Source organism: Paraglaciecola sp. (assembly GCF_030730205.1).
Taxonomy (GTDB): domain Bacteria; phylum Pseudomonadota; class Gammaproteobacteria; order Enterobacterales; family Alteromonadaceae; genus Paraglaciecola.
In genome coordinates, this window is the sequence record NZ_JANQVQ010000137.1 from 1 (window position 1) to 15,280 (window position 15,280).

Consider the following 15,280-nt stretch of genomic DNA (forward strand, 5'->3'; position numbering starts at 1 on the left):
AATTATCTATCGCGAGATGAACGAGGGCGTTTTTAGTTTTCGTCATTTTTACATCCGGCGAGTTCGACGTATTCTTCCTGCTTTAGTCTTTGTCTTATGCGCTAGTTTGCTGGCTTTTAGTTTAATATTATCCCCGCACGACCTACAACGATTTACTCAGAGTATTTTGTGGGTATCCGTATTCGTGGGTAACTTTTTCTTTTGGATCCATCATGGTGGCTATTTTGGTGAAAATGCTAAAGAAGCACCATTGCTACACACTTGGTCTTTAGCGATAGAAGAGCAGTTTTATTTTATTTGGCCATTAGCACTAATGCTTTGCCTTTGGCTGATCCCCAAGCGTTTTTTGCCTATTTTTTTTTCAGTAGTATTGTTAGTGTTAGTGTGGTTATCTGAGGTTGCGTTGAATTACACCATTGGCGCAGCTTATTATTTACTACCGACACGTTTTTTTGAACTGATGACCGGTGCAGTTTTAGCGATTGGAGGTCATTACCTGCCAACACCTAAACGTATATTAAGTAACTTAGGCTCGTTACTTGCGCTTGGCGTAATTTTTTATATGGCAGTTATCTTAGATGAGACCAGCCGCTTCCCAGGTTATAACGCTTTTTATGTATGTTTGGCTACAGCAGTTTTATTGTATTTAGGTAAGCAACCGCATAATGCGATTGCCGCGCTACTATCTTCTAAGCCAATGGTATTTTTTGGCTTAATTTCTTACTCGCTCTATTTATGGCATTGGCCCATACTGGTTTGGTTTCGTTATCAAGACATCACGTTATCTGCTTTGGCAAATTTAAGTGTTTTTAGCATCATGGTTTTGTGTGCCTGGGTATCTTGGCGTTTTGTAGAGAAACCTTTTCGTAAAGCAACAACAGCGAGTTTATCTAAACTTACTGGCCAATGGTTAGTATTACCCTTAGTTATGTTTAGTGCAGTTGCCTCAGTGACTATACAACAGGCCGGCTTTCCAACTCGATTTGATGCTTCTGTTCAGCAAATAGAACAAGCATTAAACAGTCACTCTAATATCATACGCGGTTCTTGCCACTCATCTTTACGCGACAGAGACACTTTACCCAATCCTGATTGTCTTTTAGGTGACTTAACATCTACAAAAACAGGCTTCTTATTTGGTGATTCGCACGCTAACCATTACACTGGTTTTTTAAATGTGTTAGGGCAAGCAGAAAGCATAGCGATACAAGATTACACCATGGATCAATGCCCGCCGCTTATTGGTTTAGAGTGGGGTGCTCAAGCTTTTCGTGCTAAACAGTGTCTGCAACGTAATGCACAGGCATGGGATTATATTAAAATGCAAAAGCCTGATTATGTATTTCTTGCAGCAAGTTGGCCTGGCTGGAGTACGCGGTCAATATATGAAAACGGCAAATTAATTTCTGATCAAACTGAGATGTATCAGGCTTTAAAAAATGCATTAACTTCAACAGTTTTAAAATTACAGGCGCTAGATATACAGGTAGTGTTATTCAAAGACACTGCTTATGCACAACATAGTGAACCGCGATGCGCTTTAAAAAATGCGATGTTCAAAGAGAATAAGGATTGTAGTTTTGAGTTTCAACCAAATGAAATGATGGATTTATTAATTTCAGAAGTAATGTTAACAAACCCTGATATGATTACCATAGATATTAAACCTTTTTACTGTAACAACGGACGATGTGTGACATCGCTAAATGGTATACCTATTTACCGAGACGACAACCATCTTACTCATACCGCTTCTGAGCTAATCGGCACACTCTATACTCAAGCTTGGAAACTTTAAAAATGTATTACGGATATCCGAAAACTACCTATTAGATCGCAAACTTAAAAATTGGCAATTTATGTAGTGTGCTTAGTGCGTTCACTTATTTCACTTGATATGAAATAACAGAGTTTGTACTACTCAAAATTTAAACTAATAATCTTTGATAAATATTTTGATGGTAATTTAACGAATTGAAGCTTACTAAAGTAAATATTGATAATAAAATTTTTATATGAATAATCACAACAAAGTAAAATTAAATTTATTTTAATTATCGGCAAGTTTGCTTTTCGAAGTTTTTGCTAGTTCGTAATTACTAATTGTATTTTTAGCCATAGTGATGCTTGAAAATTTATCAATATATCTTTCTCTAGCATTGAAAGACATTACATGCAATTTGTCGCGATTGTTATAGAAGTAAAAAATTTTGTTAGCTAATTCGAGTGATGATATTTCATTCAATAACAAGCCTGTTGATTCGTCTAACACAACTTCTGGAATACCACCACCACGAGTACTTATTGATGGCAGGCCAAACATCATTGCTTCGGCAAAAATCAAACCGAATGATTCATATAATGAAGGAACAACAAATAAGTCTGCTTTATATAAAAAATCATGGCATAAGGATGTTTCTAGCTTACCGTGAAATTTAACCTGAGCACTATATTCATTGAAGTGTTTTTTAAAATATTCTTTGAAATATATTCCACCCGGTGCGTGAGGCCTATCTTGACCAATAATATCTATAATAAGATCAGGCTTACCATTTAGCAGTATCGGTAGGGCATCAATAAGTAATAGTGTTCCTTTTCGATTTTCCAGCCTGCTAAGATATATAATTTTAAATTTATTGTCTTTAATATATTTTGAATTTTTTTCTTCAGCAACAAAGCAATCTTTCAGTCCCAAGGGGACAATAGCAAATTTATTAATCGCTATGTTGTATTCATCGCAAATCATTTTGGCATGAGCTTCTGTTGATGACACTAAAGAATGAGCTTTTAGACAGGATAGCTTTTCAATAGCACAGATTACTTTGTCAGAAAACGAACGTTGAATTCCTTTATCAAGTTGCAATGTTTCAAAATAAGGTGTGTGAACTCTTACTACCACAGTAGAAGTTCGATTAAGAAGTTGATATACAATACCGGGTGCTTCCCAATTTGGAAACTCGATTACATCAAAGCTAGAGTCTTTTTTTTGGATTTCTCTAAGTATTGAATTTAGCTGAATACTCCAACTAATACCAGGAACCAACCTTTCAAGTATTGGAATATATTTGACTCTTGCCCTGATTACTTTAATGTTACCTGTATTTTCGTAGTGAGAATAGTCATTTTCACTCTTAGAAATAACTGTGACATCATTGCCTATTTCATATAATGCATTGGCTAAGTTTTCTGTATAAGTTCCAATACCCCCACCATTATCAGGAGGATAACCGCTGCAGACTAGACAAATTTTCATTTAGTAATTTTCCTTATTATTTGTCCTTTAACTAATAAAACTATTTCTACTAATAACTATTATAATTACTATCTAGAGGTCAAGGTTTGGATAATAATAGAAAAAATCTGTTTTGTAATACTCTTTTACAAATTCGATTTCTGAATTTTTGTAAAAATCTAAAAGATCATAAGCACTTGGCGCAGCATTGATTCTTTCGTTTTTGAAGAATAAATTAGTTTTAGCTTGTAGTTTTTCCAAATCCTCTGCAAGATTTTCTTGCTTAAGAATTAAGTCGATTTCAATACCTTGAAAATTAGTAAAAAAATCGTGGCAGGGACGTAAATCATTTTTAGCCCAAGATTCAAGTTTATGGTGATAATTTTTAAGATTAAATATAAAGCTTGAAAAATTTCTTTGATAGTCTTTTTTAAATTTACGTAAATTTTTTTCAAATGCATTAATTTTAAAATATGATGTGTTTTTACGTTTATGATATAAAAAAAAAGATAGTAAACGGCTGTAAGGATTTCGTACAACACTAAACTTAAAGCATCCTGAAACAACATCTTTCCCATATGTATCAATGCAATGTTGCATTGAGAAGTGTTTTTCTCCAATTTTGTGCCAATCAATATTAGGTGTTAAGTTTTTCTCGATAAAAGTACCCGCACATTTAGGTATATGTACAAACAATAATTTTCTATTTATATCAATCATATTTAAATCTCTTAACTGTGTTTTTTATCGTTCTTAAAAATGCGTTGTAAATCAATCCTAAATCAAAAGGGTTATGAAATTTTCTTGTTGTTATAACATATACAAAATAACCGCTTATTCCTAACTTATCTTTTATAGGTTTAATAATTAGTTTCATAAGTACAGATTTCATCGATTCATTTTCATATCCTTTATCTGTAGCATTTTTTAAAATTTTTTCACATTTAATAATGACATCTTTAAATATATCTAGAGTAAGTTCTTCAAGGTCTTTCTTATCTGTAATTACCATGTGTCGTAATTTAGTATTATCAATACATATGCCGATGTCATTTAATTGGTTTGAAATTAACTTGTAATGGTTTAAGGATGTCTCTTTGTTGTTTTTGACGCTTACCTGTTGCGGGTGATTGTTATAATAATGTAACTCTTTTGGTATATTTGCTATATGTCCTCCTGCTTTAATTATATTAACCCAGAGCGCATAATCCTCGCAGTGTTTGTATTCTAATGGATAACGTAGTGCTTTTTCTAACAAGAAAGCGTTTCTTAAAATTACTGATGGATGTGCTAAGCAAGGATAAAATAATAGCGTTGCTTTACATATATTTTTGTCAGTGGGATATTTTTTTAATTCATGTGAAGAACCAAAACAACGATTATATGAGCCTGCAGCAGCAATTTCAGTGTTTTGCTGCATAAAAAGTACTTGAATTTCAATCCTATTTAAAGCAGAGTAATCATCTGAATCTTCTCTAACTATAAACTCGCCTTTTGCGTGATCTAACCCTTCGTTTAGAGTTTTAATTAATCCTTTATTTTCTCTGCTGATAATTTTTATTCTTTTATCTTGTAATTGATGTTTTTTTAATATATGTAACGAGTTGTCTGTAGAGCCATCATCAATAGCTAAAATTTCAAGATTTTTAAAAGTTTGATTTATTAAGTGATATAAAGTTCTTTCTAAGGTTTTTTCAGCATTAAATATCGGTAAAAGTACCGTTACTAGTGGTTGAACAACTGGTTTATTTTCCATGTATGACTCTATACTCGTTAACTTTAGTACCGAATAACCCTGCTAGAGTGCCAATGGCAGAAGCAAAACGGAAAAGCCCCTCTGTCACTCGTGTGCGATTCAGTGTGACTATACCATAAAGTAGCTTTATACAGCCTCTTGCAACCCTCATAGCGAACATAAAAATACATAGCAAGATTGCAATAATAAAACGTTCTTCAAATAGGTGGCTTCTACTATAACCAATACCCGAACGAAATCCTCTGCGTAAGAACCACTTTAAGTTCGCTCTGGAGGTTGGGAACTCTTCGATAACAGGTGCGTCAGTATAATAAGCAGTAAAACCTAATTTTCGACATCGCAATGCAAAGTGATAGTCACTTGCACCAGTCATTGCAAAGCGCTGGTCGAAGGCAGGTTGTAATTGTTGCAGGACAGGGCGCCTAATTAACAGATTATTGGTGTAAAAGGTGGTTAACTTTTGTCCTTCTTGAAATTTATTTTTTCCATAGATGAGTTTTACTGCCCATCCTGGCGTGTCTTGTTCACCAACAGAGATTACATGGCTAGTAACAATATCGCTTTGATATTTTTTTTGTGCTTGCACAAGTTTATTTAGCCAGTTTTCGTTAGCTGGCCACTCATCATCGTCGATAAACACCAATGCATTATACTGTTGTTTTAAAAACCAGCTAACACATTTATTACGAGCCGCAACGATGCCTGGAATTGACTCTTGTTCATAATATATAGAAACATGGCTATTAACAGCTTGTGAGCTGATAAGTTTAGCAATATCAGGTTGACAAGCATTATCAACAATTAAAATATCAAAGCTTGATTCTTCAGTTTTTTGCTGTTGAAGGGCCTTGATTAATCTAAGTAAGCCTTGTGGTCGCTGGCATGTAATAATAGCTACTAGGTTATTTGCTTGCATATGATTCCTATAGTGTCAGTTTAAGTACAATATAAATTGCAATTATTACGCCTATTGCACCAATCATTATTCTTGGTACTGCTTTACTTACTATAAATAATGGTTGATCGTTGTTAGCTTTAACAACACGAGAGTAAGCTGCAACTGCCATACCTAAAACAATGTAAAAAATAATAAAGCGATCTCTAGATAAAAAGAAGGCTGTTAAACAAAACGCTGTTAAAGAGTAAAATAATGTTGCGGAAAGTTTTAATTCGCTCCGCAGCTTATTGTTCATTTCAGCAACAGGTGCTAAACGCAGCTTTCTTACACATTGATAACCCATTATCATTGTTAGAAATAGCATGGTTATCCAAATTAGATAACCAACACTCCCTAGTTCGGCAATAAGTTGAATGTAAGTGTTGTGAGCAACTCGTTGATGATACTCGGTGAAATTTCCACCGCCAACTCCAAAAATTGGATTCGCTCTGAGCATTTCTAAGCCATCCCACCAAGCCCATAAACGACCTCTGGCTGAATCTTCTTCTGAGCTTATTGTTCTAAAACTTGACGCTATAACCAATAAAATTGGTAGGCTGAACAGCCCGGCAATAATTGCTTTGATATTGCCATAGCGCAGCAATAGAAATAGGCCAGTAACACCCATTAAACCTAGCATAGTGCCACGTGAATTTGTCATGTAAATTCCGTAAATTAAAGTCCCTAAAATTATTAAATGTAAAAGTTTGCCAAAGGCTTTACTTTCACTAAAAAAATAGATGACAAAAGGTATTGTCATCATAAAGACCATACCTAGGTCATTTGGATCTTGTAATATACCGACGTATCGAATTCGAGTGTCGCTAACTGTTGCAACACCCGCCCAACCAAAACGATCAAAACTGTTTTGTTGTGTATGTCCGTTATGGACCATTAATAAGCTAGAAATTATAAAAATCCACATGATTAACTTTTGTCTGCGAGCTGTAGTTAATAACAAAGAAAACATCAAAAAAGGTAGAAAGGCACTGTTGAGTATGCTTAATGCTTGATCTATTCCTTTACCAGCCCAGCCATTGAGCGCGCCAGAAACCGCGATAAAAGGAACTAAAATGAACAATAATGTGTGTTGTGTGCACCACTTAAAAGGGCGAATTAATAGCGTTAATGTGGTAATGATAACTGTGAGGATTGCTATTGGCCTAATTTCACTAAGACTTGAAAAGAAAGGTAATTCCTGCGGTCTGATTAAAGTTAAAATAGTAAATATTACTAGTAAAAAATAAGCAAATGACGCATTTGTTTGGTTAGTATACTGGGTGTTAGTAATAATGTAGTTTTTATTAGTAGATGGCTCTGTAGGTTTATCATTCATTAAAAATACCAAAATTATTTTCCTGCAATAAATTTTATTAATCAGATGGCAAAATATTTGACTACTAATTAAAGTGTAATTCTAATTCTAATTCTAATTCTTAAAATTAATCGAGTAATAAATTTTCTTAGGCTTATATTCCGGTGCATGTCTTAAATGCGGGGTGTCTACCAGTTTAAAGTGAGCTCTCAAGTTTTATATTTTTATAATTTCCGGACATGATCGCTGGAAGTAGACCCGCGTCACGTAATATTTTTACAATGTCGTGCCCGCCAACATTAAATTCATTAATTGTAATATTTGGAAGTTGGCTTATGTTTTTTGCATGTAAATAGTCAAGCTTGTCATTGGTGCATACATAAATTGAAGTGGGTTGAATTTTATTTATTTTTAATAAAAATGACTTTAGATCCCAGATTTTACTTTTAAATAAACTGGTTTTGTATGTGTTAAGTATTTGTAACGTCCACCTGCTGTCTCGGTAAATTAAACGTTTCAATGGCGAAATAAAAGTTTGTGGGGCAAATGCAATTGCTTGACCAGTTTGTAATAAATTACAAAATAGAATTGCTGCAAATCCACCCATTGAGTTTCCGACAAAAAAGATTTTTTCTGCCTTAAGTTCATTAATTTTAAGTTGAATAAATCTTACTGTTCCATCTATATCTTCACTTATTAAAGCAAGCCCATTTTGATACCAGCTTTGAGTAAAATCTCTAATAAATATTTTATTTGAGTTTATTATTTTTGCAGCGTTATAGAACTCAAAAGGTGGCATAGCGATACCTGCAGCAATACCTCCAAAAAAAATATATAGCTCTTTGCTTTCGGCTACAATTTCTATTTCAACAGATTTATTCATCATTTTACCATTGTTCATGAAATTGTTACTTATCTGCTCTAATTGTATTTAAAGTTATGCGATTCCAGCAGATAATTTTTTAAAATGACTGCCATTTCTTGTTAAATCTTGCCATGATCCACATTCAACAATATTACCTGCTGAAAATACGCATATAGTATCGCAATTTTTAACTGTGCTTAGTCTATGAGCAACTATGAAAATAGTTTTTTGACCAGCTAAATTATTGATAGCTTCCATTACACTGAGCTCAGTTGCATTATCTAATGCACTTGTAGCTTCGTCAAAAACCAGAACTGAGGGGTTTCTATATAAGGCTCTGGCTATTCCAATACGTTGGCGTTGGCCACCTGATAGCCTTACACCGCGCTCACCAATAATTGTGTTATAACCATCAGGTAAATTATTTACAATAAACTCGTCAAGATTGGCTTGCTTAGCTGCTTTAATTACAGCTTGTTGATCAATATCTGATGCAGGTACACCTAAGGCGATATTGGCTGCAATGCTCTGATCAGCTAAAAAAATGTGTTGTGGAACATATCCTATGGTAGCTTGCCAATTTGGAATAGATTTATGATCGAGCAGTTGGTTATCGATTGTAATATTTCCCTTTTCAGGTTCAAGTAAGCCAAGTAATAAATCAATAAATGTACTTTTACCCGCACCAGATGATCCAACTAAACCAACGGTTGTTTGTGCTGAAATTTTCAAGTTTATTCCTTTTAACGCAGGTGTTTCAGCACCAGCATATGTAAAAATTAAATTATTAACTTGGATTTCTTTTTTTGGTGTTAATGGTATTTTAGTAATTGATTTATCCGGTAAGGGCCTTGAACCCTCACGATCGCCCAAATCATTTAAGATATTATTGACAGAGGGTATATTGAATTGTAACTCCGCAATAGCGGCAAAAATTTTATTAATTGCTGGAATTAGTTGTTTACCCGCTAGTGCATATACACCAATTAAAGGTAGAGCATTTGCTAAACCTTTGTCATCAGTCATTAAGGCTAACGACACCAGTATGATACCGCCAAAAGCTATTGCTTCAATTACGTACAGTGGTAAGTTTGCGAGAACACCTGAGTTTGCTTGATGTAAAGCAAATCGCTGTGAAGGGTCGCGGTATCGTTCTAGATATTCGTTTTCACGTCCCAGTAAGCGAATTTCCTTAGCACCTGCAAATGCCTCAGCTGAAGCGCTAAAGCGTTGACGATTGGCAAGATCTCTATCTTCTCCTATCCGTTTAAGCCAACGTTTAGAAAAAAGAAAAACAGTTGTATAGGAAAGTCCAACAGCTAAGGCAACGCTTATCGCCAATATTGGATGGATTACAATTAACATTGCAATAATAATTATGGCAAGCATGAAAGAGCCCACTAATCTCATTGCGGGCAATAACGCGCCAATAACGGCATGGCCTGTTTCCTGTAAAACCGTTTTGGCTAATTCACTGGAGTTTCGTGTTAGAAAGAAGGAGTAGGGTCTGCGCAAATAATCGGCCATAAGTCTACGTGATAATTGGTATTGTTGTAATTGTGCGAAACGTGATGTAAGCCAGAATGTGGTAGCTTGTAAAATTGTCCCAAAGGTGAAAATTAGAAAAGCTAATATACCTAAAAAATAAAGGAAAGCCTTTTCGTTATGAAATTTCAATGCGACAAAAATTTTGTTTAAAAAATTGTTATCATAGATAAGTTGCTGGTCTGAAATTACTGCTAAAAATGGCATTACTGATGCTATGCCAATTGTTTGAATTATTGCAGTTATTGTCATCAAAAGAGCAAGCCAAGTTACTTTCTTCTTCTCTTCACCATTAAGTAATGCAATTAATTTTCTTACGGTGGATAGCATGTAATGTTAACCCTTTATAATTGAGAATTATTGGAAATTTAATTAATTATAGCTTAACAGCTCAGTCAAAGCTAAGAGGTTATTAATTTGACTTAAGTAAAGTTACGATTGATAATTTAAACGCTAAAATTATGATGATGTTTTTTTTAGCGCAGCATAGCTCCATAGTCTTTCTATTTTATGTCTGCTTGTTTTTTTCATTAATCTTTAACTTAGTGGTAGCATGCTAAGGCAGATACTTACGATGCAACTAATATGAATAGTCAAATAAATGAGATACTTTTTATATTATAAATCAATTTTTTAGAGATAGATCTTGTTTATTTTTTTCGTATTGGTGTGTAGCTACTTAAGTTACAAAAATCTTCGAAAAGGATTTTGACATGGATAATATTATATGCTGCATTGATGTAGACTCAAACTCATTACATTTACAACAGTTTTATCTTGGCTTAGTTGAATTAGTTAAGCAAGATAAAATCACATTAAATTACCGTTTCACCTCAAGCTGTAAAAACGTGAATGTTCCTTCATCTGTTCAAAAAAGCATTGCTAAGTTAAATGTTAACGATTGCGTTGTTGTTTTTGATATGGCTGATTCTGCTCTAATTCAGCAAGAATATCTTGATAGTTGTGATTTTTATTTCAAACGTAGTTTCTCAATAAAACATATTTCACAGTATCGAGGAGCTGAAAAAGTAAAACCTTATGGTCTAAATTACTTAGTCTTTCCTGACAACGTTGTTTTATTTAATGTAATGCGAGCATGCAATTTCATACGTAGCGGTGAGTGGATAAAGCAAATTATTCGAAGTTTAGATATTTATAACAAATTGCAATATAGCCCCAGATTAGCAGATATACAGGATCAACCAAAACCTGATCTCGAACCTAATGTTTTGTTCTTAGCAAGGTCGTGGGATGAAAGTTCTGATGAACATTTAGAACTTACAATTGAAGAGAAAATAGATCGCGTTAGTATCAATGAAGTACGTGCCGAGTGTGTTCGTCAATTACGAAAAGAATTTGGTAGTCGTTTTACTGGTGGTTTAATTCCTACACCTCATGCAAAAAAATACTATGCTGATTGTTTGGTTTCTAATGCAACATTAACTCTTAAGCGTAACTATATAAACTTAGTGAAACAGCACAGTATTTGTGTGTCCACCACCGGCTTGCATGGTTCTATTGGTTGGAAATTTGGTGAATTTATAGCGCTATCTAAAGCAATTGTATCTGAACCGCTATGCTATGAAGTCCCAGGTTCTCTGAAACATGGAGAGAACTTACTTGTCTTTGAACATCCTGATAAATGCGTAGAACAAGTCGGCATGCTTATGGATTCTGCAGATTTACGAAGAAAATTGATGATTAATAATCATAATTACTATAAAAATTTTTTAAAACCAGATGTTTTAGTGCTTAATGCGCTGAAACAAGTATTATAGCTAAACTTTTAAAGTATAGAGTTGAAATTTTTCTATTATTCTAAATAGTGTTGAGTGGATTATTGAGGATTGTAGATTTAGATCATAAAGAAATCTGTTAGGTTCAATAATTTCAGATTTGTAGCTTTTCTCAGAGTTAGATTTCATTAAATCATACGATTCTATTCCTAGATTAGAAAAATACTCAATTAGTAAAAAGTGTAATAATAATCCTGGAGATAAATTAGGGTTATAGTCAGTATCAACACCGCTTTGATAAAAGTAACAGCTTTTGAAGTCTAGAAAGCAATAATTAATAGCTACAAAATCTTTATTTACTTTTAATCCTACCAGAATAACGTTACCTTTTGAAAATAAATCTTTGATGATTTCTTGATGAAAATCTTTAAAAAGAAGTGATGAAAAAACACCTTTGGAACCCTTCTTTTGCCAACGATATTGATGTAGTTTTATTAACTCATCGTAAAGTGTTAGAGCTTCGTTTGAACTTTTCGCAAAAATGAGTTCATGCTGGTGTTTGCTAAGTTTGTTTTTCAGTTTTTTTGATTTTTTTATGAATGAGCTTTTTAGTCCAAAATTTTCTGTAAATAATGGAATATTAAAACCCCTGCCAACTTTTTTTAATGTTTGTATCGGAAAAAGTGTTTTTAGAGGAGAAGCTAAAGAGGATAGTCGGCTATTTGTAAGTAGATCTTTAAAAACGATCGTTTCGCAAACTTTTTGTGTGTTAAAAAAATCAGTTATAAGTTTGATTGTGTAAGATATGTGGCTGTCATCTGCTAGTATGTCATTATTTTCAGGACACACTTCACAATATTCTGGTTCACCAGTTCCAATCAACCAAAGCTGACGCTGCATAAAATCTAATCGATGCTTTCTAATGTAGCATGGTAAAACTGCAATTAATGTATTTTCATACCATACGGTAAGGACCATTAAATGTTTAATGTAGCTTTGATAATTTTTTATCCACGTATAATTCCAACCAAAGTGTTGGAAGAATGTTCCTTGTTGGTTTTCCCATAACTCATGCCAACTTTCTTTGAGATTATCGAGTAATACTGGATCACTTATACACTCTAAATGATATGAATCACTATTCATCAGACACCATTATTAAATCACGGTAAGGATGTCTTTTAACAATGTTTTGCTTTATCAAGATATCTTCTAAATCTGCCGGTATAGTAAATTTATAATCGTTGCTTGAGCTAAGCAGCATATATTGATGAGTAAATTTTTTTGGTTTTCGAACTTGTTTAAGTTTTTTGAAATCTTCTAATTCAACCTTCTGTATTGAATTGAAAATTGCAAAGTTTTTACGATAGCTATAAAAGTTTTTCTCACTGGTAAATGGCAATTCTTCTAGAAGTTTCTTGCGAAAAGAACTGAGCTTTAAAGGTTGGACTTCGTAAACGCCGCGATGTGTATGTTGCGCTATGATCACATTGTCTTTTAATAAGTTATTACCTTCACTTTTGTTAAATATAACTGCGGCTCGTGAGTCAGGCGGCATAATTATCATATTACGTTGAATAGAAATACGTTTACTACCTATTGCTCCATCTTGTTTAAAAACAGCTATACCTGCTCCCTTATTATCAATAATAATATTATTAGTAATTTCTGCACCATCGACGCCGTCTAAATTTATGGCACTGCCACCACTTTTACCATTTCCTGCAAAAAAATTATCACGGATTTCAATATTTGAAATAATTCCATCTGCGACTACATTGTCCGCGCCTCCCATAGATAAATCGCCATTAGCATGTACAGCGCAACCGTCAAAATTTATGATGTAGTTACTTATTATTTTTACATTATCGCCGCTATTTGATTGATAAATTCCATGTTGTTGTGCAGGCCCAATAATTTTATTTTCAATTGCTTCGAAATAATTTGCATGATTAGTAAATATGCCCCATACACCATTATTCTCTAACTGGTTATTTTTCAGTGTAATGTGATGGCTATTATTGATTCGTACTCCAGCTCGTAATGCATCTGTGATCTTTAAATTTTTCAGATCAATATATGAAGATTTTTTGATCTCAATAGTGTCGCGTGTATTGTTTCCTTTACCTGAAATATGAGCAGCACCTGCATAAACATCACCATTGAAGGTTATTTTATTTTTTTCTTCGCCATGTAAATTGCTGATCGTAAATCCTGAATATGTACCACCTTGTAGATTGACTGTATCGCCAGGTTTTAGCCGAGCCTGTAAGGCGTTATCTAATGAGCATGGATGCAATATTGAACAAACACAAGCTTCTTTATTACAGCTTTGTCCGTCAACTTTAATCCAATATGTTTTAGCAAATGGAGTAAAACTCAAACATGCTAAGCAAGTGACGAATGAACATATTTTTAGTTTTTCAATTATAAACCACATTATAGCCTCCTTAAATTTGACTATTAGTAAATAGACATAGCTATAAGAATCTTCAACATTACAGTTTATATTTATTTTATATAAGTTTAACGATGAGTACTTTTCCAATTAATATTTTTGCTGCCTGTGATGTATCGTAAAAATCCAACAGCTAATGCTGCATTCATAGCGACAAAAAAAGCAGTAATTCTTATTGGCTTAATTATCTTTTTGTTATTAGATAGTTTATAAATTCCGTAAGTTGCCACAGCATAAAATGTTATTTGAATTAGGAGCAATATTAAGTAGAAAGTATTTTGAATAAGCATTAGATTGCTGAGGAAAACAGTGATTAATAATTGGGGGGCAAACCAACGAAGAACTTTATGAGATATATAACACCAACAGAATATGCCTCTGGAGGTAGAAAGAGCCCACGCCATTGAGAAAAATGCTCTGTAGTTACCAATTCCAATACGAACTCTACGATTAAATTCATCTCTTAATGAAGGTGCAACTTCTTCTTCTGCTAATGCGAAATTGTTGTAGGCGATAGAGTAATTTTGCTTAATAATATTCATTATTATGCAGTAATCATCAACCAAAGTGTTTGCAGGCAAATGTTGGTATAACGTTCTTCTAATTGCATAGATTCCACCGTTTGCGCCTAGTAGAAAACCGAATGTCGCCTCTCTTTGCTTGAGAAATTGTTCATACTGCCAATATAGAGCATCAGTACTGTTATTATTTTCTTTCGAGAAAAGTTGTAGATGACCGCTAACTGCTCCTATTTTAGGGGTAAAGCATGAAACAAGCTGTGTTATTGCATCATTTGCAAATTGTGTATTTGCATCAGTTAAAACGACTATCTCTGCATTAGAGTAAGAAATAAGCTCATTCAGTATAGTGACCTTACCTCTATTTTTATAAAAAATAAAACTTAAAATTTTCGGGTCTGAAAATGATTCAATTATAGTACTTGTTAAATCACTACTTCCATCTGAGGCAACTAATACCCTAAACTTGCCTGGATAGTCCTGCTCAACTAAGTTCTCGAGTCTTTCTTTAATACATTTTTCTTCGTTATAAGCTGATATGACAACATCAACATCAGGCCAATTTTTATAATGATATTGTTCAACTTTTTTGGGTTTAACTAGATATTTTAAAATTAGTGGATAAATAATGTACGCATAATGAAGAAGAGTAAAACTTAACCAAAATGCGATTAAACTCATTGTTTACTCCAGATGATAAAGTTCAATTTTTTAAAAGCTGTTTTTAAGATTTAAGTTTATTTAAAATATTTTGATTCTGTCTTAAAATTTAAAATGATAATAATATCACCGCCGTTTCTTATTAGCGCCCCTTTCCTAAAACTACAATCTCTACAGTTCTAATCAGAATCGTTAGATCAAGTAGCAAACTGCGATGCTTTATATAGTAAAGATCGAACTTAAGTTTTTCTAACGCAT

Annotated in this window: 13 protein-coding genes; 2 read left to right on the forward strand and 11 right to left on the reverse strand. The window is 33.5% G+C overall.

Annotated elements, in window-relative coordinates; translation table 11 throughout:
- Positions 1-1,798: acyltransferase family protein (locus NWQ57_RS09650; RefSeq protein WP_306021940.1), on the forward strand; the 1,798-nt coding region annotated here is incomplete at its 5' end.
- A 252-nt stretch (positions 1,799-2,050) separates the two neighbouring features.
- Here NWQ57_RS09650 and NWQ57_RS09655 read toward each other — a convergent pair.
- The 7 genes from NWQ57_RS09655 to NWQ57_RS09685 form a co-directional block, all read right to left on the reverse strand.
- Positions 2,051-3,253: a glycosyltransferase family 4 protein gene (locus NWQ57_RS09655; protein ID WP_306021941.1), complete on the reverse strand. Its 1,203-nt coding sequence runs from the start codon at positions 3,251-3,253 to the stop codon at positions 2,051-2,053.
- A 72-nt stretch (positions 3,254-3,325) separates the two neighbouring features.
- Complete coding sequence (locus tag NWQ57_RS09660; protein WP_306021942.1) at positions 3,326-3,952, reverse strand: sulfotransferase family 2 domain-containing protein; 627 nt, start codon at positions 3,950-3,952, stop codon at positions 3,326-3,328.
- Positions 3,945-4,988 (reverse strand): glycosyltransferase family 2 protein, encoded by a 1,044-nt coding sequence (locus NWQ57_RS09665; protein ID WP_306021943.1) that lies wholly within the window; start codon positions 4,986-4,988, stop codon positions 3,945-3,947. Before NWQ57_RS09665 ends, NWQ57_RS09660 begins: the two co-directional genes overlap by 8 nt.
- Positions 4,978-5,904 (reverse strand): glycosyltransferase family 2 protein, encoded by a 927-nt coding sequence (locus tag NWQ57_RS09670; protein WP_306021944.1) that lies wholly within the window; start codon positions 5,902-5,904, stop codon positions 4,978-4,980. Before NWQ57_RS09670 ends, NWQ57_RS09665 begins: the two co-directional genes overlap by 11 nt.
- Positions 5,905-5,911: 7 nt before the next feature.
- Complete coding sequence (locus NWQ57_RS09675) at positions 5,912-7,261, reverse strand: O-antigen ligase (RefSeq protein ID WP_306021945.1); 1,350 nt, start codon at positions 7,259-7,261, stop codon at positions 5,912-5,914.
- Positions 7,262-7,436: 175 nt separating this feature from the next.
- Positions 7,437-8,141 carry a hypothetical protein gene (locus NWQ57_RS09680; protein WP_306021946.1) on the reverse strand — a complete coding sequence of 235 codons (705 nt, stop codon included), beginning with the start codon at positions 8,139-8,141 and terminating at the stop codon, positions 7,437-7,439.
- Positions 8,142-8,177: 36 nt separating this feature from the next.
- Complete coding sequence (locus NWQ57_RS09685; protein ID WP_306021947.1) at positions 8,178-9,980, reverse strand: ABC transporter ATP-binding protein; 1,803 nt, start codon at positions 9,978-9,980, stop codon at positions 8,178-8,180.
- A 383-nt stretch (positions 9,981-10,363) separates the two neighbouring features.
- On the opposite strand from NWQ57_RS09685, the gene NWQ57_RS09690 reads away from it, so the two are divergent.
- A complete protein-coding gene (locus tag NWQ57_RS09690; RefSeq protein ID WP_306021948.1) occupies positions 10,364-11,428 on the forward strand; it encodes a hypothetical protein in 1,065 nt (354 codons plus the stop codon).
- Here the strand turns inward: NWQ57_RS09690 and NWQ57_RS09695 are convergent, their stop codons facing one another.
- The 4 genes from NWQ57_RS09695 to NWQ57_RS09710 form a co-directional block, all read right to left on the reverse strand.
- Positions 11,429-12,532, reverse strand: coding sequence for a GNAT family N-acetyltransferase (locus NWQ57_RS09695; protein ID WP_306021949.1), 1,104 nt, complete (start codon positions 12,530-12,532; stop codon positions 11,429-11,431).
- Positions 12,525-13,826, reverse strand: coding sequence for a right-handed parallel beta-helix repeat-containing protein (locus tag NWQ57_RS09700; RefSeq protein WP_306021950.1), 1,302 nt, complete (start codon positions 13,824-13,826; stop codon positions 12,525-12,527). The genes NWQ57_RS09695 and NWQ57_RS09700 overlap by 8 nt, the downstream gene beginning before the upstream one ends.
- A gap of 86 nt (positions 13,827-13,912) precedes the next feature.
- Positions 13,913-15,043 carry a glycosyltransferase family 2 protein gene (locus tag NWQ57_RS09705; protein ID WP_306021951.1) on the reverse strand — a complete coding sequence of 377 codons (1,131 nt, stop codon included), beginning with the start codon at positions 15,041-15,043 and terminating at the stop codon, positions 13,913-13,915.
- Positions 15,044-15,164: 121 nt separating this feature from the next.
- Positions 15,165-15,280 (reverse strand): sugar transferase (locus NWQ57_RS09710; RefSeq protein WP_306021952.1); only part of this gene is annotated, 116 nt, incomplete at its 5' end.